We start from the raw sequence: 20,316 nt of genomic DNA on the forward strand, positions 1-20,316 counted from the left end.
ATGCCCCCGAACCGTTGCCCATTCGCTTGCAAGCGCGCTCCCACAGCGGCTTCGTCGCCCATTGCCGTGGGAAGCGGCCTTGGCCGCGAATGCCCCCGAACCGTTGCCCATTCGCTTGCAAGCGCGCTCCCACAGCGGCTTCGTCGCCCATTGCCGTGGGAAGCGGCCTTGGCCGCGAATGCCCCCGAACCGTTGCCCATTCGCTTGCAAGCGCGCTCCCACAGCGGCTTCGTCGCCCATTGCCGTGGGAAGCGGCCTTGGCCGCGAATGCCCCCGAACCGTTGCCCATTCGCTTGCAAGCGCGCTCCCACAGCGGCTTCGTCGCCCATTGCCGTGGGAAGCGGCCTTGGCCGCGAATGCCCCCGGACCGTTGCCCATTCGCTTGCAAGCACGCTCCCACAGCGGCTTCGTAGCCCATTGCCGTGGGAAGCGGCCTTGGCCGCGAATACCCCCGGACCGTTGCTCACTCGCTTGCAAGCACGCTCCCACAGCGGCTTCGTCGCCCATTGCCGTGGGAAGCGGCCTTGGCCGCGAATGCCCCCGGACCGTTGCCCATTCGCTTGCAAGCACGCTCCCACAGAAGCTTCGTAGCCTGTTGCCGTGGGAAGCGGCCTTGGCCGCGAATACCCCTGGACCGTTGCCCATTCGCTTGCAAGCACGCTCCCACAGCGGCTTCGTAGCCCATTGCCGTGGGAAGCGGCCTTGGCCGCGAATACCCCCGGACCGTTGCCCATTCGCTTGCAAGCACGCTCCCACAGCGGCTTCGTAGCCTGTTGCCGTGGGAAGCGGTCTTGGCCGCGAATGCCCCCGGACCGTTGCCCATTCGCTTGCAAGCACGCTCCCACAGCGGCTTCGTCGCCCATTGCCGTGGGAAGCGGCCTTGGCCGCGAATACCCCCGGACCGTTGCCCATTCGCTTGCAAGCGCGCTCCCACAGCGGCTTCGTAGCCCATTGCCGTGGGAAGCGGCCTTGGCCGCGAATGCCCCCGGACCGTTGCCCATTCGCTTGCAAGCACGCTCCCACAGCGGCTTCGTAGCCCATTGCCGTGGGAAGCGGCCTTGGCCGCGAATGCCCCCGAACCGTTGCCCATTCGCTTGCAAGCGCGCTCCCACAGCGGCTTCGTAGCGTGATCCGTGGGAACCAGCCTGCTGGCAATGGCGTTTTCAGCCCGTCAGGAAGGCCGCATCACGTGGTCGCGAGCGCCGGCCGCGCCACAATCCTGGTCTTCACCACCGCCATGAGAATAAGACCGGCCACCAGCCAGAAGCCCGCCACTAGGTAGAGCGAGGCGTTGGGCGTCCCCGTGGCGGTGTTGACGAAAGACACCACCGAGGGCATGACCGCGGGTCCCAGATTGCCCAGGCTGCTGACCAGCGCGATACCTCCGGCCGCGATCTTCTTGGGAATGACCTCACTGGTGGCGGCAAAGAACAGCGGCGTCGCTGACGACTGGCCAACCGTGAGAATAACCAGGCCCAGAAGCGACAACACCAGCGTGCCTTGAGTGAAGACGAGAACGACCGCACCGATCGCACACAATGAGCAGCAGAACATGAAATGCCGGCGCCGCTCGTTATGCCTGTCGGAGCTGCGCCCGATGAATACCATGGCGAAGACAGTAATCGCCGGGCCGATGGACGAAAGCAAACCGACGGTGAAAACATCCTTCACGCCCCAGCTTTTGATCAGTGTCGGCGCCCAGAACACCATCACGTAAGTGGCGCCCAGAACCAAAAAATACACAAGCGACATCACCCAGACCTGGGGGCTGGCCAGCAGTGTGCCAAATGAACCGTGCGAGGCTCCCTGGCCGGCCTGTGCCTCGTCATCGTCAAGCAGTTGGCGCAAACGGGACTTTTCATCAGCGGACAGCCAGTTGGCGTCTTCCGGTTTGTCCTTGAGATAAAAGAAAGCAAAAACGCCGAGAAATGTGGCGGGCAGGCCTTGCATGACGAACAGCCACTGCCAACCCCGATACCCCATCACACCATCCATGTACTTCATGATGGCACCCGACATGGGGCCCGCGAGCAGATAGGCGATAGTGGCACCGGTCATGAACAGGGCGATCGCCTTGTCACGCCGCGGCCCCGGATACCAATAGGTCAGATACAGAATGATGCCGGGAAAGAAACCGGCCTCGAAGACCCCCAGCAAGAAGCGCAGGACATAGAACACCGTGGTGGTTTGCACAAACATCATGGCCGAAGCGACCAGGCCCCAGCAGAACATAATACGCAGCAGGGTTTTACGCGCGCCGATCCGCTCGAGAATCAGGTTGCTGGGCACCTCGAACAGAAAGTAACCGACAAAGAAGACACCCGCGCCAAAGGCGTAGGCGGCATCACTGAATGGCAGCGACTCCTTCATCTGTAACTGTGCAAAACCGATATTAACGCGGTCGAGGAAGGCGATGATGTAACAGACGATCAACAGTGGCAGCAGACGCCAACTGATTTTGGAAAACAACGCCTCATCCCGTGGGCTGTACTGAACGGTGGGCGCCTTGTGATCCGGAGCATGGTGAGCCATGACAGGTCTCCCTTTTTGTTCTTTCGTTTTATCGTTGTTGGGCTGCTCGACAGGCGTCACACGGCGACACGGCGCCGGGCGTCTTCATCAACCAGATCTTTCTTCGACAGCTTGCCCACGGCGGTCTTGGGCAGTGCCTCACGGATCTCCAGGCCGTGCACCATCTCGTGCTTGCCCAGCTTGTCCTTGAGGAAAACCTGCAGCTGTTCCAGCGTGAAGGGACTGGCGCCGTGCTTGAGCGTGACAAAAGCCTTGGGAGACTGTCCCCGGTACTCATCCGGCACGCCGATAACAGCCACTTCCGCAACGGCGGGGTGTTGGTAGATAGCTTCTTCAAGCACACGCGGATAGACGTTGTAGCCACTGCACAACAGCATGTCCTTGCAGCGATCAACGATGAAAACGAAGCCGTCCTCGTCCATGTAGCCGATGTCGCCGGTGCGGAAGAAGCCGTCGAAGGTAGTGCTCTCGACGGTGGCCTCCGGTTTGTTCCAGTAGCCCTTCATTACATTGGGCCCCTGGATGCAGATCTCGCCTTTCTCACCCAGCGGCACGTAGCGCGTCGGGTCGTCCAGATCGAGCATTTTGATGGTCACGCCAGGATGTGGAATGCCGCAGGAACCGGCCTTACGCTTGCCTGGAATGGGCGAGAAAGTCCCGGTCGGCGAGGTTTCGGTCATACCCCAGCCTTCCGCCAGCCGGGTGCCGGTAATGGCGTTGAAGCGATTTCCCACCTCCACTGGCAACGGCGCGCCACCCGAATTGCACATCTTGAGCGTACGCAGGTCATAGCGGGCGGCATCGGGATCGTTGATGACGGCGGTGAACATGGTCGGCACGCCACAGAAAAAAGTGAGCTTCTTCTCGGTGATATCATGCAGCGCCGTCTTCGGATCGAAGCGCACATGCTGCACGATTTCCGCCGCGAGGCGCACGGCCAGCAGCAGGTTGACGGTCAGCGCGTAGATATGGAAAGGCGGCAGCACCGCGAGCACGCGTTCCTTGCCCATCTCGAACATCGGCGGCGTGCCCAGTCCGGTGGTGACCACCTGCTCCACCGCCGAGGACAAATTACCGTGTGTCAGCATCGCCCCCTTGGGCAGCCCCGTGGTACCCCCCGTGTACTGCAGAATGGCGAGAGTCTCGCGCGGATCGTCGATGCCGTGGGCCCGGTACCAGCCATCGTTATCGACCAGCTCGGCGAAGCACATATGCCGCCCATCGGCAGGAATAGCCACGGTCTCTCCCCTGGCGGCCATCGCCGCCGCCACCTGCTCCGGGGCACCCGCCATTTCCGCCAGATTGCCGACAATCAACGTTTTCAGCCGTGTCGTGCCCAGCATGGCGGCCATCTGCGGGTATAGAGCAGCCATATCCAGCGTAATGAGAAAATCGGTCTGGCTGTCCTCGATCTTGTGCTTGAGCACATTGGCGGCGTCGAGCGGCGAATAGTTCACCACCGTGCCGCCGGCTTGCAGTACGCCAAAAAGGCAGACCAGGTAATGTGGCGTGTTGGGCAGGAACAGGCCGACATGAACGCCCGGCCCGACACCGAGCTTCTGCAGCCCGGCGGCGACCCGATCGGTCAACGCGCCGAGCTCGCGGTAGTTCATGTTTCGCCCCATAAAGTCGATCGCGGGTTGCTCCGGGTGATTAGCCACCGCATCAGCCAGGATCCGCTGTACCGCTTTGGGGGTGGTTTCGGCGTCCCAACGCACGCCCGGGGGGTAGGACTTCAGCCAGGGTTGGTTATTCATTGTATGTCTCCCGAAAAAAAGCCTGCACGCGCTCCATGGGCAGCGTGTCTTTACGTCGGGGAAAGCCGGTGATTACCGGGCACGTTCGAGGCGAGCCTTCACCGGCAGGGTGGATGGAGGCATGTGGGAAGAACATCCGCACCGTCTTTTCCTGACGCTCAACCATCTTTTCGCGCCCCAGGAGGCCTGAAAAGGTGCGAATAGCCGGTCTACCGGTGAGTTCAGGTCAGGCGCGCGACGAGCGGAGGTTTTTCGTGGAGAGCCGTGAGGCGGTTCAGCCGCTTCGTTGAGAACAACCACTTTTTCTCTGAACCGTGACAAAAAAACCCGTCCAGAGGACGGGTCAGCTCAAAGCTCAATGGAATGCGTAAAGGGTAGCGATGGCGACCAGGGCCGCCATCGAAATTCATACTTCGAGCCACTCCTTGCGGATCGCCTCATCGACGCGCAGTTCTTCCGGCGTACCCTCGAAAACGATCTGGCCGTGGCCCATTACCAGCACCCGGTGTGAAATATCCATGGCGATGGAGAGTTTCTGTTCCACCAGCAGAATGGACACACCGGCGTTGGCGATGTCACTGATCAATTCACCGATTTGCTTGACGATCAACGGTGCCAACCCTTCGGTGGGTTCGTCGATCATCATCAGCTCCGGGTCACCCATCAGCGTCCGGCACATGGTCAGCATCTGTTTTTCCCCGCCGGAGAGCACCCCAGCTGGAGAGTCCGCGCGGCGTGCCAGGTTGGGGAACATATCCAGCATCTGCTGAACCTTCCATTTGCCTGGTTTGCGCGGATTCTTTATGCCCAGCTCCAGATTCTGGCGAACCGTCAGGGTGGGGAAAATATCCCGGTCCTCCGGCACATACCCCAACCCGCGGCGGGCGATGGCATGGCTGGGCAGGCCGGCGATTTCCTTGCCCCGGAAGCGGATCGATCCCTGCGGCGGCACTTCGCCCATGATCGATTTCACCGTGGTGGAACGGCCAACGCCATTTCGCCCCAGCAGCGACACCACTTCGCCTTCGTTGAGATGGAAATTCACCCCGTTGAGGATGTGACTTTTGCCGTAGTAAGCGTGCAGATCGTTGACTTCCAGCATCATGCCGCCTCCTCGCCAAGATAGGCTTCCCGTACTTTGGGATCGTTACGGATGTCCTCCGGTTTGCCGGTGGCGATGATTTTGCCGTACACCAGAACCGAGATACGGTCGGCCAGTTCGAACACCACCCCCATATCGTGTTCCACGATCATCAGGGTCCGGCCTTCGGCCACCTGACGGATCAACTTGATGGCCTGGGCGGTTTCGCTATTACTCATCCCCGCGGTGGGCTCATCCAGTAATACCACCGGGGCATCGCAGGCGATGGTCATGCCGATTTCCAGCGCCCGCTGGCTGGCATACGGCAGAGAGCCGGCCGGCACGTCACGCAGTGCTTGCAGACCAATCATTTCCAGCACTTCCTCGGCACGCCGATTGGCTTCTCGTACCCGCGCCGCCGGGCGCCAGAAAACGTAGCCGGCATGGCTTTGCTTGAAGCAGGCGCAACGCAAATTCTCAAACACACTGAGATTGACAAATACGTTGCTCACCTGGAACGAACGCGCCAGCCCCCGTTGCTGAATCTTCTCCGGCGACAGGCCGTCGATGCGTTCCCCGAACAGCTGAATTTCTCCACTGGTGGGAGGAAAAGCGCCGGACAGCAGATTGAAGAACGTGGATTTACCGGCACCGTTGGGGCCGATAACAGCGTGGACCTCGTTTTTCTCCACTTCCAGGTCCACGCCACGGATTACTTCCGCGGGGCCGAACTGCTTTTTCAGCCCCTTGATGGTCAAGGCGCTCATGCGTTCACCTCCCGGTTTTTCTTGGTCGCCCGCATTACCAGCACGCCGATCACCAACGCCGCCACGGCGGCCAGCCAGCCGGTGATGCCACCCGCCTGGAATTGCATGCCGAAGACGTTCACGGTATCGCCACCACCATGGCCGGCGAACATCAGCTCGATGGCAATGATCAACCCTAGCGCGATCAACAAGACCGCCACCGCACCTCCGAGCCAGCCCGGCAGACGTCGCGCCAAATGGCCTTCACGGTAAGCGGTCCGAACATGCTCGATACCGCCGCCCAGACCACGCGGCGCGAACATCACGATGGCCAGGAAAATCAGCCCCACATACAAAATCGAGGCGTCCGAGTAATCGCTCAGCAACGAGTTCATCAGCGTTACCAGCACCGCGCCGACGATCGGACCGTAAAACACACCCAGTCCGCCCACGGCGGCCATCAGCAGAGCCAGCCCCGAAGGAATCAGCCCCAACGACTCCGGCGTGATGATCTCGTAATTCACCGCCGCCATACCGCCGGCAAGACCGCCAAAGGAGCCGGACGCGATGAACACCAGGAAGCGGATATTGCGTGGTTGGTAGCCGATGAACTGCATCCGGTCCGGGTTATCCCGCACCGCGTTGGACATACGCCCCAGCGGCGTGCGGGTGAAAGCCCACATGGCCAGAACCGCGGCGAAGGTCCAGAACGCGATGAACCAGTACACATCCGCTGCCTGTGCCAGCTCCAGACCGAACCATTGCGGTCCGACCATGCGATTACCGTAGATGCCCGCCTCACCACCGAACACGGAGGGGAACATCTGGCCGGCGGCGGCGATCATCTCGCCGAGCCCGAGCGTGATCATGGCAAAGGCGGTACCGGCACGGCGGCAGAACGGCCAGCCCAGAATCAAGGCCACCAGGCCACCGCCGATCATGCCGATCAGCGGCATGACCACCACTGGCACGTGCGCCCAGAATCCCTCTCCCGCATAGGAGGCGTCGTCAATGGCGATCATCGCGTGCATGGCGGCATAGCTGCCAAGGCCAAAAAATACCGCATGACCAAAGGACAACATACCGCCCTGCCCCAACAGCATGTTGTAGGACAGCGCGAAAACAATATTGATACCGATAGCGTTCATCAGCGTGAAGCTGAAGCCATCGGTAAAGATGAAAGGCAGGATCAACAGCACCGCGGCGAACACCAGCCACGGCACCAGCCCGCGCAGAGAAAAACGGTTATTGGAGCGGATCATGGTAGCAGTCATGTCGTCACTCATGGTTCAAGCTCCCCCATCAGACCGCGGGGCCGGAAGATCAGAATCAGCACCAGCAGAATGAAAGGAGTCATCGGAGCCAGGTTGGCCAGGGTGATGCGCGCCACTTCGCCATACGGGTCGATCTGCAATCCGAAGATACCGAGAATGTCGGCAATGGAAGCGTCAATGGCCACGAAGAACGTCTGCAGCAGGCCAATCAGCAAAGAGGCGTAGAACGCCCCGGGCAGCGAACCCATGCCGCCCACCACGACCACCACGAAGACAATCGGGCCCAGAGTGGCCGCCATACCCGGTTCCGTGGCCAGCAGAGGACCACCGATAACACCGGCAAGCCCGGCAAGCGCACAGCCGAAGCCGAACACCAGCATGAACAGCCGCGGTACGTTATGGCCCAGATGTCCGACCATGGCGCCATGAGTGAGGGCGGCGCGGATCATCATGCCAACCCGGGTTTTCTTCAGCAGGTACCAGAGGGCGACGAACATCAAAATGGAAATCAGAATGACCACGCCGCGGAAAATGGAGTAGTCCGTACCGAACAGAGTAAACAAGGGCTCACGCAGGTATTCCGGCTCGCGGTACGGCACCGCCACCGTACCCCAGGTGAGTTGCACCAGTTCGTCAATGACATAGGCCAGACCGAAGGTAAACAATAGCTCGGCCACGTGACCGTTGGCGTGCACGCGGCGCAGACCGAAACGTTCCACCACGCTGCCCACAACGCCCACCAGAATGGGGGCCAGGATCAGAGCCGGCCAGAATCCGGTGTGCATACCCAGGGTGTAGGCAAAATAGGCGCCCAGCATATAGAAGCTGGCATGGGCGAAGTTGAGCACCCCCATCATGGAGAAGATCAGGGTGAGACCGCTGGACAGCATGAACAGCAAAAGGCCGTACAAAATACCGTTCAGCAGCGAAAAGAGGATAATTTCGAGCATGAGCAGGCTCCCGGGGCAGCGGAATCTCCGCTGCCCTTACTGCATCAACAAGGAGTCATGGCCGCCTTTAGTTGGGGCGGCGCATGCGGCAAGTGGTGGGCAGGGTCACGTCCTCACGAGCGATCTCGGCCACCTTGTGGAAGTTGTAGTCGGTGCCTTCCGCGCCGTATTTCATGCCGTCTTGCATTACGGAAATGAACATCGGCAGTTGGATCTGGTGATCCTCGGCCCGCATGGTCACTTCACCGGTGGGCGTTTCGATGCTCAGTCCTTCCAGCGCCTTGGCCAGATCCTTCGGATCGGTGGAACCGGCTTTATCGGCAGCCGCCTTGAGCATGTCGAGCATGGTGCTCAAACGCAGGTAGTAGAAGTCCCAACCGGTTTTTTCATACATTTCCACCTGACGCTTGGCCATCTCCGGATCTTCGAAATCGCCGTAGTACTCGTTGATCTGATAGATGCGGTCCACACCCTTGTCACCCAACTGGGTCACCACGCCGGAGCTGGCACCATAGTAGGTGTAGAACGGCGCTTTCAGACCGAATTCGGCGGCGGCTTTCACCAGCAAGGTGATGTCCTGACCCCAGTTACCGGAAATCACCGCGTCGGCGCCGGAAGCCTGGATCTTGGACACATACGGAGTGAAGTCCTTGACCTTGGCCAGCGGATGGAAGTCATTGCCGACGATTTCGATGTCCGGGCGCTTCTGCTTCAGCATTTCCTGAGCGGACTTGGACACCGCGTGACCGAAGCTGTAGTCCTGGTTGATCAGATAGACTTTGTGAATGTCCTTATTACTGGCGATATAGTTGGTCAACGCGTTCATTTTCATGTCCGCGTTGGCATCGAAGCGGAAGTGCCAGTAGGAGCAGCGATCATTGGTGAACGCCGGATCCACCGCCGCGTAGTTCAGGTACAACACTTCCTCGCCCGGGTTGCGGCGGTTGTGTTTCTCCACGGAGGTAATCAGCGCGGACGCGACGGAGGAACCGTTGCCCTGGGTCACCAGCTGGATACCATCATTGATGGCCTTCTGCAGTTGTACCAGGCTCTCCTGCGGGTTCACTTTGTTATCCAAACCGACGATTTCCAGTTTGGCACCGTTCAGGCCGCCATTGGCATTGATGCGTTCGGCTTCAAGCTTGAGGTGTTCGAACGCCGGTTGGCCGGCGGCGGCCATGGGACCGGTGAGCGGGTCGATCAAAGCGAGTTTCACCGTCTCCGCGGCGCTAACAGCGGTGCCTGCCAGCAGCAAGGAGGCGGTGACGAGGGTACGAACGGACTTCAACATTTAGGCTCTCCACTTTGTTGTTGTTTTGCCGTTTTATTTCATCGCCGCGAGTAGGCGACGATCCACTTTCGTGGAACATCCTTCCGTTTCACAGGCCGGGGACGTTCCTTTGAATGATGCCAAGGAGGCATTCAATGTAATTTCAATGTTTCTGTCAGGGCCGGCGAAAGCGGCCATGCCGTTAAGTATGTTCCTAAGTTTTTTTACCTGTCCAGCCCCATCGCATATCCAATTTACGAACACTAAGTTGCTGTTTTTCCTTCATCTTTCTTCTAATTCCACCTCTATTCTTAAAGTAATGCGCTGTACTCCGTCCACCACCAAAACCGATAGAAATACGGTGAAAACCGTCATCCCCAAGCCCGCCCAGCCCCATTGTCGCCGATGACTGTTTGGTCACAGTGAACGGAGACAGCAGCGCTGCTGTTTTTTTGAACGAAACTTTTTATGTTTCGGCGAATTTACCGCCTTTACGCAGCAGACCAGCCTCTTTTTTTTCGGCGTGTTACTTTTTTTCCCACAAACAGTAACAGCCTTCACCCTGTCTGATCCTCGCCTTTGCTTTTCCGTGGCACGGCCGTACCATGAAAGGCCTTTCCGGCTTACCTGGCCGCTCCCCACCGGACGCCGAGACGTTACGCAAAGTAACACCAGGGGAGAAAAGGTATACATGTCTGTTATTTTTTTCTCTTTTTGAGCATTTCTTGAGCAGATCCCGCCATCACTGATCACTTTTAAACCATTTCAACCCGCTTTCCCTTATTGACCCTCACGGCGGCGGCGGGTTGAATGCCCGCGCATCGTTTTATGCGGCCGCCCTCCATGGCGATCGCCCTCCGGGCGGTCACATCGGTGACGTGAAGAATCACTCCCGGCGTTTTTTAAAACACTGATTTACAAGAACACTCCGCCATGGACGGCGGCCAAACCAAAAGAACAACGCCTGCCTGCTCCATTTCCGGTGCCATGCGGATCGTCCCAATCTTGCCGGATGGCTGCCATGGCCGAAATGGCCAGCCCCGGTGCCCTGTCCGGTACCGGCCTCCACTTCGAAGGATCGTTCACGCGGTGCGGACGGTGACGTCGTCCGGTTTTCGCCGTTGGTCGGAACAGCCCGGCTTGTCGTGACACCAAGAGAAAAACAGTAACGATCAGGGACCATTCGACCGGTCCCCAGCGGAGAGCGAAATACAATGAGGATAACAGTCCTGGCCGGGGCGGCTTGCGCCCTTGGCACCCTGCCCCTGTGCCTGCCGTCCTGGGCCGGAGAAAACCAACTGAACGAGGACGCCGGTGTCGCCTGGACGGTGAAGGGCGCCCTCGGTACCGCCATGCGGGTGCAGTCCGCCAACAAGGACCTGCTGTTCGCCCCGGACGTGCCCGGTGGCGGCCAAACCAATTCGGCGGTGGCCGATGACGGCAACATGAATTACGACGCCGGCGACCTGGTCAACGGCGTGGCGCAGCTGTTCGGCCGCTTCGACTTCAAATACCGGGATTACGGCGCGGTGATCAGCGCCAAGGCCTGGTACGACTACGTCCTCAAGGAACAGGACGTCCCCCACGGCCATTTCCCCAACGGCTACCAACCGGATACCCCCCTCAACGACGATGACTTCGACCGGCGCGCGCGATTCTCCGGCGGTAATGTTCAGGAAGCCTACGTGTACGGCAACTTTGATTTGAACGGCCACCCGCTGTCGGTAAAAGTCGGGGATCAATTTCTGCTGTGGGGCCGTAGTATGTACTCGCGCGGCTCACTGTCGTCCTTGAACGCAGTGGATCTGGCCGCGCTGCACCGTCCGGGTTCTGGCTATCAGGAGTATCTGATTCCATCCGGCATGGTGAGTCTGGAATTCAGCCCATTCGAGCAGCTTTCCGCCAAGGCGTTCTATCAGTATGACTGGGAGAAAGCCGTGCTGGACGGCTGCGGCACTTTCTATTCTTCCCTGGACAACACCGCCATCGGTTGTAACGGCACCTTCTCCGGTGGCACACCGCTACCGAGCCAGGATGCCAAGGAACAGGGATTGTATTTCGTGCGGGAGGGAGACGACGACGCTCGCGACGACGGTCAGTACGGCTTCAAGTTCGACTACCAGTTCGCTAAAGCCAAGGCCAAGGTCGGCGCCTACTATTTCAACTATCACATGCGTTTGCCGATCTACTCCACCCGTAAACTGGATACGCCCACCCCACAACCGTCGCCGTTCAACCGCGTACACTACTTTTATGAGTACCCGGAAGACATCAAGGTCTTTGGTCTGACCGCGGACAAGACCTTCGCCGGGATCGGCAATCTGTCCATGAATCTGAGCTACCTGAAGGACATGCCGATCCAGATCAATACCTCGGACCTCACTTCGCAAACCGCCAACAGTACCCTGGGCGGCAACAACGCCAAAGTGCCCCCGGGCACCCAGGATTACATCAACGCAGTGGCAAACGGCGAAGTGGTCCACGGCTACCGGGAATTCGACATCCAACGGGCCGAGTTCACCTTCACCACGGTAATCCCCGAACTTCTCAAGGCGCAAAAAACCGTCGTGTCCCTGCAAACCGCCTTTGAATGGATTCCGGATCTGCCGGGCACCAGCGAAATGCGTTTCCGCCGCCACACCCAGTACGGAGTGGGCGACCCCGGCGACAAAGGTTACGTAACCGATTTCAGTTGGGGTTACCAGGTGTCGGTGAAATCCACCTACGCCAACCTGCTCGGCCCGGTCACCGTGACCCCGGGCTTGTCATTCCGCCACGGCGTGGACGGCTACGCCAGCGATGATTCCCTGCAGGAAGACCAGCGCTCGCTGGGTCTGTCGCTGGGGTTCGATTATGGCAACAGCACCACCACGCTGTCTTACACCACCTATAATGATCAGGCCTACAGCACTGTCTCCGATCGTGATTACGTGGCACTGAGCACCAGCGTGACTTTCTGATCCGTTTCACAAGGAAGCCGGTGGCCCGCGGTTGCCGGCAAGCAAGAGGAAAACCAATGAAAGCAAGGAAATACGCCCTTCCCGCTCTGCTGTTGATGTTGTTGAGCGGTTGTCTCTCGGTGTACAGCAACACCAGACTGGTGGACGTGAAGCCCGACACAGAGAAGGCGGCGCGGCCCCCCTATCAATCGGTGGTGGTGGGCCTGCTGGTGGACCATGAAATACGGCCCCTGTTGGAGCATGCCATCGTCGACCGGCTGCGCGACCGGGGTATCGACGCCCACGCGGCTCTGGATGTCTACGGCCACAAAGGCATTGAAGGCAAAAGCCGTGATTATCTGGCACAGCGCATGCGTGACGAAGACTTCGACAGTGCCGTGGCGATTCATTTACTCGATAAAAAAGTCGAGGACGTGCATGTGGGGGGCGGAGCCTCCTCCCAGGCGCCGGTCACCGCCGGTCTGACCATGCAACCGGAGACCTTCGGGCCGGACTTTTTTATTACTGAAACACTGTATGTGACCCGCACCGATTTCTGGGACGTGGCGCAGCAGGCGATTGTCTGGCAAGGCACCACGGTGACGGCGAATCAACGCGGCCTGGAAGCCGGCGCGGAAAAATTCGCCGATACCATCGCCGATGGTCTGATCACCGCCGGTTTGTTTCAGGCGCAATAGCCTAGGGCGGAGCACCCGGCGTTTTTGTTTTGTTCCGCCCATTCCCCACGGTATGCTGTCGATTCTGTCGGGCCGGAACCAGCCGCGCCCCCATTCCAATAACAGCAGGCAGCATTTCGACATGGCAAACGCTACAGAGCAGCGCGTGGAAGCAAATGGTCTCACCTTCCACGTCGGTGAGTACGGTGAACGGGGCCACCCCGCCATTATCCTGTTGCACGGGTTCCCCGAATGCGGGTACTCCTGGCGTTATCAGGCCCCCTTTCTCGCCGAGCTGGGCTACCACGTTCTGGTACCGGATCTGCGCGGCTACGGTTACAGTGACGCGCCCAAGGAGCCGATGGCCTATCGGCAGAGCGAACTGGTCAAGGACGTCATGGGCATACTCGATGCTTTTGGCGCCGAGCAGGCGGTGGTCATCGGTCATGACTGGGGTTGCGCCCTCGCCTGGCAGGTGGCCCGCGAGAATCCCCGGCGGGTGCGGGCGGTGGTGGGTCTGTCGGTGCCCTACCCCGGGATCGGTCCCCGTCATCCCACCGAGCAAATGCGTCAAGCCTTCGGCGAGCGCTTTTTCTATCAGCTGTATTTTCAGCAACCGGAAATCCCGGAGCGGGAGCTGGAAGCGGATGTACGGGATTTCCTGCGTCGCATGTACCACGCGTTGTCCGGCCCCGGCATGCGGGAGAAACATCGTGCCGCCAAGCCGGTCACCGGTTTCCTCGACATCCTGCAACCGCCCAAAGGGCCGCAACCGGCCTGGATGAGCGAGGCGGACCTGGATGTCTATGTGCAGCGTTTCGAGCACAGCGGCCTGACCGGCCCCATCAACTGGTACCGGGCCATGGACGCCTCCTGGGAAGAACAGCACGCCGACGGCCGCCAACGAATCCAGCCCACCGCCCTGTTCATTGGCGGCGAGGAGGATCCGGTGATCCAATTCGCCGCCAAGGCGCTGGAGCGCATGCCCTCGCAGATGGATGATCTCACCGATATCATCATCCTCGACGGCATCGGGCACTGGATCCAGATGGAAGCGCCGGACCAGGTCAACCAGCATCTCAAAACCTTTCTGGACAAACTGGACGCTTGAACCTGGACGCTTGAACAATGGCGAACCGCCGCGGCGTCCTCAGTGACGCCGCTGCCTTGCCGATCGCCTCAACGCCTGGGGCGGCAGTTCAAAAGCGCGCAGAAAAGCCCTGCGCATACGCCCGGGATCCTTGAATCCGGCTTCCTCGGCGATCCGTTCGAACGACGCGAACCCCGTTTCCACCGCGTTACGCGCCACTTCCAGGCGCAGACGCTCCACTGCTTTCGCCGGCGTTACTCCGGTTTCCGCCATGAAGCCGCGGGCAAAGTGCCGGGGGCTCATGGCGGCGCGTTCGGCCAGACGTTCCACCGTCAACGGCTCCGCCAGATGCAAGCGCATCCACTGGATCAGTTCAGCGAAACGGCCGCTGCGCCCACCCAGCGACACCAGCGCCGAGAACTGCGACTGCCCTCCCGGCCTGCGGTGATGCACCACCAGTTGTTGCGCGGTACGACGCGCCGGCTCCTCCCCCAGGTCGTCCTCGATCAAGGCCAGGGCCAGATCAATGCCGGCGGAAATACCCGCCGAGCTCCAGATGTGGCCATCTCTGACAAAGATGCATTCCGTGTCCAACCGCACCCGCGGATAGCGCCGACGAAACGCGTCACACCCTTCCCAATGCGTGGTAGCGCGACGCCCGTCCAGCAAACCGGCTTCCGCCAGCAGAAAGGCACCGGAACACACACTGGTGATACGCCGCGCCCTCACGCCGGCGAGCCAGCCGATCAGCGCCCCGACCGCCGACGGCGAGCGCACGATCTCGCCCCCCGCCACCAGGACGGTATCGAAAGGGCCGGCATCCAGCGGTTCGGCCATCACGCTGACCCCGGACGAACTGATCACGGCTCCTGCCTCCGGCGCCAGCCAGCGCAACCGATAGCTACCGGGGCAAAACCTTTCGGCGATCTCGAACGCCGTGGCCGGGCCAGTGGCGTCCAACACCTGAAAACCGGGATGGATAACCACCGCAATGGTTCGCATCATGGCGGTTTTTGCCTGTTTTATGACATTTCAGACAAAGCCTAGCCGGTCTAGGGTAAAGATCAAACAATCCCATGGGAGACGGCACGATGACTCGGCGACTTGGGTTATGGGGCGGCCTTGGCGCCGCCGGTTTGTTTCTTATCCTGGCCGGAGGCGGGTTGCTGTCCCTGCCACCGACACCGGCCGCCAGCCCGCGGCCACCGATCGCCCGGCAGGAAATCGACGCCACACTCCGGGCTCTGGCGCCACCGAAACGCGCGCGCCCCCTGATCGCCATCATCGGCATCAATGACGCCACCGAAACCAACGATTACCTGACCAGCTACGGTATCCTGAAGCGTGCCGACGTGGCGGATGTGGTGGCGCTGGCCACCGGCCCCGGCCCGATGCGGCTCTATCCGGCACTGAAACTGGAACCGCAGGCCACCATCGCTGATTTCGACCTGCGCTACCCGAACGGCGCCGACTATGTGGTGGTGCCCGCCATGACCCGCGATGACGATCCGGTCGCGCTACGTTGGATTCAACAGCAAGCGCGGAGCGGCGCGATCATCATCGGCGTCTGCGCCGGCGCCAAAGTGTTGGGCGCCGCCGGGCTGCTGGATGGCAAAAGGGCCACCACACACTGGTACTATCTCGAGGCGCTGCTGCAGCGGAGCCCGTCCGTGCGTTATGTCCCGAATCGCCGTTTCGTGGTCGACCAGGGCGTGGCCACCACCACCGGCATCACCGCCTCCATGCCGATGATGCTGACACTGATCGAGGCGATCGCCGGTACCGACCGGGCCCGGCGGGTTGCCGAGGGCCTCGGCGTGAGCCGCTGGGACGCACGCCACGACAGCCGCCCCTTCACCTTCACCCGCCCATTCGCGCTCACCGTGATCGGCAACACCCTGGCGTTCTGGAACCGGGACCAATGGGCCATGCCTTTGCGCGACGGCGTGGACGAAGTGTCCCTGGCCCTGACTCTGGACGCCTGGTCGCGCACCTATCGCTCCACAGCGATCACCTTCGCCGCCAGCGCCAGCGTGGCCAGCCGCGGCGGCATCCGCCTGCTCGCCGATCAGGTGCGGCGGGACTGGCCACGGTCTCAGCGCCTGCCGCCGCCGGCACAACAGCCGCCGGCTGGAGTACTGGACCAGACCCTGCGTGAGATCCGTCAACGCTATGGCCAAGGCACCGCCCGGGTGGTCGCGATGCAGCTTGAATACCCCTGGGACGCGTCCCCCTGACACCAGGTCAGGGAGGCCTTCAGCGCGCGGATCGCGCCAACATGCCGCGCACCTCGGCCACCAGCGCCGACACCGCCGGCGTCGACGAGGTCATATGAAAACGGACTGGCGGCAGCCGGGGCAGGTTGAGCGCGCCAGCGCTCCGTGTCAGCCCCTCGGGTACCGCCGAGGCGTTCAGGCAAGCAACGCCGAGCCCCGCGGACAACGCCAGGTGCATACCCGCCACGCCGGACGCCGAATGGGCGATGTAATAGGGTCGCCGGTGGGATTCCAGCATGCCCATCGTGTACCGATGCAAGGCACAGCTGGCCGGCAGCGCCACTATCGGCACCGGTTCGGAGGACGTCAGCTCAAGAGAAGAATGGGCCACCCAGCATAAGGGCTCACGGCGCAACAGCCGTCGTTGTCCGGCATCAGCGAAGGACTCCGGCACCACGTCAGGCAGCACCATGGAAATGCCCAGATCGTATTCCCGCGCCGTCACTTCCTGCTCGATCAGGGCGCTCTTCAGAATCGCCACATGCAAACGCAGGCGCGGATAGCGGCCACGGATGCGACGCAGCAAGGTGGGCACCCAGTCCGGCCGGAAATAATCGGTGATCGCCAACCGCACGTCCCCCGCCATCAGCAAGCCCTGCATGTCCTGATAGGCGGTGTCGTTCAGCGCCAGCAGCTTGCGGGCATGGTCGACCAGCCGCTCTCCCGCCGGTGTCGGCACCACCCCCTGCTTGCCACGCACCAGCAGCGGCACACCGCACTGTTGCTCCAACTTTCTCACCTGCTCACTAAGGGTGGACTGAGAACGGCACAGGATCGGCACCGCCGCCGACAGGCTGCCCTGTTCCACCGCCGTCACCAGGGTGTTCAGCAACTCCAGATCAAAGCGTTTCACCACGCATTCTTCCAAGCTTGCGCCAGCCATCGGTCTGGCCGATGGACAGTATCTTATATTCCCGTTATTCGGATGACCAAATCTGTTCTAACCTGCCTTCTGCTCACCCCTGAAACCTCACTCGATGGAGACCCGAGTCATGCCCGGGATTGATCTGACCCTGTCCGCTGGCCCCGACCCCGACCCCGAACAGGCCCGACGTATCGCCCAAGCGCTCACTACCCTGACCTGCCGGGTACTGGACAAGGAAGTGCAACGCACCATGGTGCAAATCCGCTATCTCCCCCGGGAGCAATGGTTCATCGGCGGGCGCTCACTGGCCGAACTGAATCAGGATTCCTTCCGGCTGGTGGTCACCATCACCGACGAGACCAATACCAAGCGACAGAAAGCGGACTACCAGGCGCTCGCTTTCAAGGAAATGTGCCAGCTGCTCGGCGATGTGCACCCCCATTCCAACATCCACATCGTCGACTGCCGCGCCGCCGCCTACGGCTACGGCGGAATTTCCCAGGAGGCTTACGCCTACCGCGCCTGAGCACCATCGCGGACAAACCGGAAGCCCCGGCTTCCGGTTTGCTTTGCCCCCGCCTCTCGGCTAGCCTCTGCGGCTCCGTCCACTACCGATTCATGAGAGCACCGTGTCCGCCTCCCGACTTGTCGCCCTGCTTCTCGGCCTCGCCGCCGTTATCCTCGCCGCCTGGTTCTTCTTTGGTTTCGATGAAATGTGGCGCCTGATTCCCACCGGTCTGCTAATCGGCTTTGCCTATGCGGCACTGAAAACCGCGGCGTCGAAAGAGGACAAGGGAGACAACAAGTAACCCGGCACCCCTACTCTCCACGAAAACTCGCCGGGTGGCCGACGGACGGCCGCCTTCGCCCTCCCCTGGGTTCGTGCCACTTCAATGACACCCGGAGCATGGCGGGGATGGTTTCGGAAATGATCAGGTTTAGAGCGTCCGGCGGCGGACTGGGAAACGGCGATTCTGCCCCAATTTTGCCCCAGTGATCGGCCTAAAACGAAAAAAGCCCTGAAAAATCAGGGCTTTAATTTGGCGGTGAGGGAGGGATTGACTCGCTGACGCTCGGGGCTTCGCCCCGTCGCCCAAGGGCGACGTCCTGCGCCGGCCAAGGCCGGCTGGTCGAACCGGAGGGCCCTTATCAAAGCCGCCCACGACCACCAAATAAAAAGCCCCGCTTACGCGGGGCTCTTTATTTGGCGGTGAGGGAGGGATTCGAACCCTCGATACGTTTCCGTATACACACTTTCCAGGCGTGCTCCTTCGGCCACTCGGACACCTCACCGGGGAAACTCTTTGTCGTCCCAGCCCGTAGGCTGAGGGCGCGTAGAGTACCGGAGGGGCGCGGGTTAGGCAAGGGTTGGGAGGGCGACTGTTCAGGGTTTAATCAGATCACAAAGGATCGGAAAGGTATCCACCGCCAGCCAGGCCAGCAGCACCATCTGCACCAGTAAAAAGGCGAAGCGGATCTGCACCAGCCAGTGGTTCACCCCGAGCAGATGAACCAGGCTCTGACCGATACGGGCGGCGAGAATCCAGGGCAGCAGCCGGCCGGCCAGGTCGTTGCCAACAACCATCGCCGCGCCGGCAATGACAATCACCACACCGAGCAGTTCCAGGGTGTTCTGATAGGCGCGCGAGAGACGGCTGAGAAATTCCGCCGGCTCATAGTGATACGGCGGGAAAGCATCGGCACGTCGGCGGCCGGACATCACTTGTAGCCCGCGGCCGGCGACCAGGGCGAAGAGCAGAAACAACGCCCAGCTACCGAAGCCGAGCAGATAGAGCAACGCGGAAGTATCCAGGGTCATGGTTTCAGTATCCGGGCAAGAAAGGTGCCCTGATACTGGCAGACCGGCTGCCCCTGTTCATTGTCCGCCCGCGCCATAATGCGCAGCGACGCCTTGCCGCGCCGTTGCAGCCGCTCGCGGAAACGTTCCCGGTCAGCGGCTTCGGATTCGGCGGTGATCACCATATCGATGTCGAGTGGCAGCAAATAGTCCAGCGACGAGGTGACCGCCACCACGTCCACCTTCTGATCCGGCAGGATCCGTTCCGCCAGCACCGAGGTCAGTGACCAGCCCGCCAGGGTCACCAGCGCCGCCTGGCTGCCGGCGAAAAAGGTACCCTTGTCGTTATGGTTGGGCGCCAGTGGTGCCCGCAACCGCAGCTGTTCGCCATCGAAATCCAGGTACTCGAACGCCAGGTGACGGGTCAGCGGGATCGCCGCGCGAACTTTTCCGGCCAGGGCCGTGAGATCAGTCATCGGGCAGCTCCCGTACATACCGATCCGGCGTTTCGTCCGGCACGGTCTTGAGCGCGCCGGCCGGCGTACCCAGGTAAATGAACGCCACCACCTGATCCTTGTCGGCGAAGCCCAGGCGCCGTTTCACCGCCGCGTCCTCGGCGATGGCGCCGGTACGCCACATGGCGCCGATACCCAGCGCATGGGCGGCAAGCATGATGTTCTGGGCCGCCGCGCCAGCCGCCAGCACCTGCTCCCAGACCGGCACTTTGTGGCCTTCGGTCACTTCCGCCGCCACCACGATCACCGCCGGTGCGCGCAGCGCTTTGTTGCGGGCATTGGCGAGGGTGCACGGGTCCGCTTCGGCGACGGTCTCGGCGGCGTGTTTTTCCATGATGTCCGCCAACCGCTCACGCCGGTCACCACGCAGCACAATGAATCGCCAGGGTCGCAGCATGCCGTGGTCCGGTGCCCGGATCGCGGCGCGCAGCAGCAGGTCGATCTGCTCATCGCTGGGGCCGGGATCGGTCAGCCGCGGCACTGACACCCGCGTGGTCAAGGCGGTGAGGGTATCCATGCAATCTCCTTTTTTAATAAGAGCGCCAT

Annotated in this window: 19 protein-coding genes and 1 tRNA gene; 6 read left to right on the top strand and 14 right to left on the bottom strand. The window is 61.1% G+C overall.

Annotated features, from left to right (window positions below; genetic code table 11):
• Positions 1–1,185: 1,185 nt before the first annotated feature.
• The 8 genes from E0L37_RS15800 to E0L37_RS15835 form a co-directional block, all read right to left on the bottom strand.
• Entirely contained in the window at positions 1,186–2,532 is a 1,347-nt protein-coding gene (locus tag E0L37_RS15800) for an MFS transporter (RefSeq protein WP_133492672.1), read from the bottom strand.
• Positions 2,533–2,588: 56 nt separating this feature from the next.
• Positions 2,589–4,289: a long-chain fatty acid--CoA ligase gene (locus tag E0L37_RS15805; protein ID WP_133492673.1), complete on the bottom strand. Its 1,701-nt coding sequence runs from the start codon at positions 4,287–4,289 to the stop codon at positions 2,589–2,591.
• Positions 4,290–4,510: 221 nt separating this feature from the next.
• Complete coding sequence (locus E0L37_RS15810; protein ID WP_133492674.1) at positions 4,511–4,699, bottom strand: hypothetical protein; 189 nt, start codon at positions 4,697–4,699, stop codon at positions 4,511–4,513.
• The gene (locus E0L37_RS15815; protein ID WP_205655633.1) at positions 4,696–5,394 is read right to left on the bottom strand and encodes an ABC transporter ATP-binding protein; all 699 of its coding nucleotides are present in this window, start codon (positions 5,392–5,394) and stop codon (positions 4,696–4,698) included. The genes E0L37_RS15810 and E0L37_RS15815 overlap by 4 nt, the downstream gene beginning before the upstream one ends.
• Positions 5,391–6,137, bottom strand: coding sequence for an ABC transporter ATP-binding protein (locus E0L37_RS15820; RefSeq protein WP_133492675.1), 747 nt, complete (start codon positions 6,135–6,137; stop codon positions 5,391–5,393). Before E0L37_RS15820 ends, E0L37_RS15815 begins: the two co-directional genes overlap by 4 nt.
• The gene (locus E0L37_RS15825; protein ID WP_133492676.1) at positions 6,134–7,402 is read right to left on the bottom strand and encodes a branched-chain amino acid ABC transporter permease; all 1,269 of its coding nucleotides are present in this window, start codon (positions 7,400–7,402) and stop codon (positions 6,134–6,136) included. Before E0L37_RS15825 ends, E0L37_RS15820 begins: the two co-directional genes overlap by 4 nt.
• Complete coding sequence (locus tag E0L37_RS15830) at positions 7,399–8,340, bottom strand: branched-chain amino acid ABC transporter permease (RefSeq protein ID WP_133492677.1); 942 nt, start codon at positions 8,338–8,340, stop codon at positions 7,399–7,401. The genes E0L37_RS15825 and E0L37_RS15830 overlap by 4 nt, the downstream gene beginning before the upstream one ends.
• Positions 8,341–8,407: 67 nt before the next feature.
• Complete coding sequence (locus E0L37_RS15835; RefSeq protein ID WP_133492678.1) at positions 8,408–9,631, bottom strand: branched-chain amino acid ABC transporter substrate-binding protein; 1,224 nt, start codon at positions 9,629–9,631, stop codon at positions 8,408–8,410.
• Positions 9,632–10,824: 1,193 nt separating this feature from the next.
• Here E0L37_RS15835 and E0L37_RS15840 point away from each other — a divergent pair.
• The 3 genes from E0L37_RS15840 (at position 10,825) to E0L37_RS15850 (ending at position 14,337) form a co-directional block, all read left to right on the top strand.
• Positions 10,825–12,570: a DUF1302 domain-containing protein gene (locus E0L37_RS15840; protein ID WP_240687487.1), complete on the top strand. Its 1,746-nt coding sequence runs from the start codon at positions 10,825–10,827 to the stop codon at positions 12,568–12,570.
• A 56-nt stretch (positions 12,571–12,626) separates the two neighbouring features.
• Entirely contained in the window at positions 12,627–13,247 is a 621-nt protein-coding gene (locus E0L37_RS15845) for a hypothetical protein (RefSeq protein ID WP_133492679.1), read from the top strand.
• A gap of 121 nt (positions 13,248–13,368) precedes the next feature.
• Positions 13,369–14,337, top strand: a complete 969-nt coding sequence (locus E0L37_RS15850; protein ID WP_240687488.1) for an alpha/beta fold hydrolase — start codon at positions 13,369–13,371, stop codon at positions 14,335–14,337.
• 39 nt (positions 14,338–14,376) lie between these two features.
• Here the strand turns inward: E0L37_RS15850 and E0L37_RS15855 are convergent, their stop codons facing one another.
• Positions 14,377–15,321, bottom strand: a complete 945-nt coding sequence (locus E0L37_RS15855) for a GlxA family transcriptional regulator (RefSeq protein WP_133492681.1) — start codon at positions 15,319–15,321, stop codon at positions 14,377–14,379.
• An 86-nt stretch (positions 15,322–15,407) separates the two neighbouring features.
• On the opposite strand from E0L37_RS15855, the gene E0L37_RS15860 reads away from it, so the two are divergent.
• Complete coding sequence (locus E0L37_RS15860; RefSeq protein ID WP_133492682.1) at positions 15,408–16,553, top strand: DJ-1/PfpI family protein; 1,146 nt, start codon at positions 15,408–15,410, stop codon at positions 16,551–16,553.
• Between the two features lie 19 nt (positions 16,554–16,572).
• On the opposite strand, the gene E0L37_RS15865 is transcribed toward E0L37_RS15860, so the two are convergent.
• Entirely contained in the window at positions 16,573–17,448 is an 876-nt protein-coding gene (locus tag E0L37_RS15865; RefSeq protein ID WP_240687489.1) for a LysR family transcriptional regulator, read from the bottom strand.
• Positions 17,449–17,584: 136 nt separating this feature from the next.
• Here E0L37_RS15865 and E0L37_RS15870 point away from each other — a divergent pair, with 136 nt between their 5' ends.
• The gene (locus E0L37_RS15870) at positions 17,585–17,983 is read left to right on the top strand and encodes a tautomerase family protein (protein WP_133492683.1); all 399 of its coding nucleotides are present in this window, start codon (positions 17,585–17,587) and stop codon (positions 17,981–17,983) included.
• A 103-nt stretch (positions 17,984–18,086) separates the two neighbouring features.
• Positions 18,087–18,266: a hypothetical protein gene (locus E0L37_RS15875; RefSeq protein WP_133492684.1), complete on the top strand. Its 180-nt coding sequence runs from the start codon at positions 18,087–18,089 to the stop codon at positions 18,264–18,266.
• A gap of 396 nt (positions 18,267–18,662) precedes the next feature.
• On the opposite strand, the gene E0L37_RS15880 is transcribed toward E0L37_RS15875, so the two are convergent.
• The 4 genes from E0L37_RS15880 to E0L37_RS15895 all read right to left on the bottom strand — a co-directional run bounded on the left by E0L37_RS15880 (position 18,663) and on the right by E0L37_RS15895 (position 20,287).
• A tRNA-Ser gene (locus E0L37_RS15880) sits at positions 18,663–18,750 on the bottom strand.
• Between the two features lie 91 nt (positions 18,751–18,841).
• The gene (locus E0L37_RS15885) at positions 18,842–19,276 is read right to left on the bottom strand and encodes an MAPEG family protein (protein ID WP_133492685.1); all 435 of its coding nucleotides are present in this window, start codon (positions 19,274–19,276) and stop codon (positions 18,842–18,844) included.
• Positions 19,273–19,731 (bottom strand): YiiD C-terminal domain-containing protein, encoded by a 459-nt coding sequence (locus tag E0L37_RS15890; RefSeq protein ID WP_133492686.1) that lies wholly within the window; start codon positions 19,729–19,731, stop codon positions 19,273–19,275. Before E0L37_RS15890 ends, E0L37_RS15885 begins: the two co-directional genes overlap by 4 nt.
• Positions 19,724–20,287 (bottom strand): nitroreductase, encoded by a 564-nt coding sequence (locus tag E0L37_RS15895; protein WP_133492687.1) that lies wholly within the window; start codon positions 20,285–20,287, stop codon positions 19,724–19,726. The genes E0L37_RS15890 and E0L37_RS15895 overlap by 8 nt, the downstream gene beginning before the upstream one ends.
• Positions 20,288–20,316 lie beyond the last annotated feature (29 nt).

It is taken from the genome of Alcanivorax sp. 24, from assembly GCF_004360225.1.
In the GTDB taxonomy this organism is placed as follows: Bacteria; Pseudomonadota; Gammaproteobacteria; order Pseudomonadales; family Alcanivoracaceae; genus Alloalcanivorax; species Alloalcanivorax xiamenensis.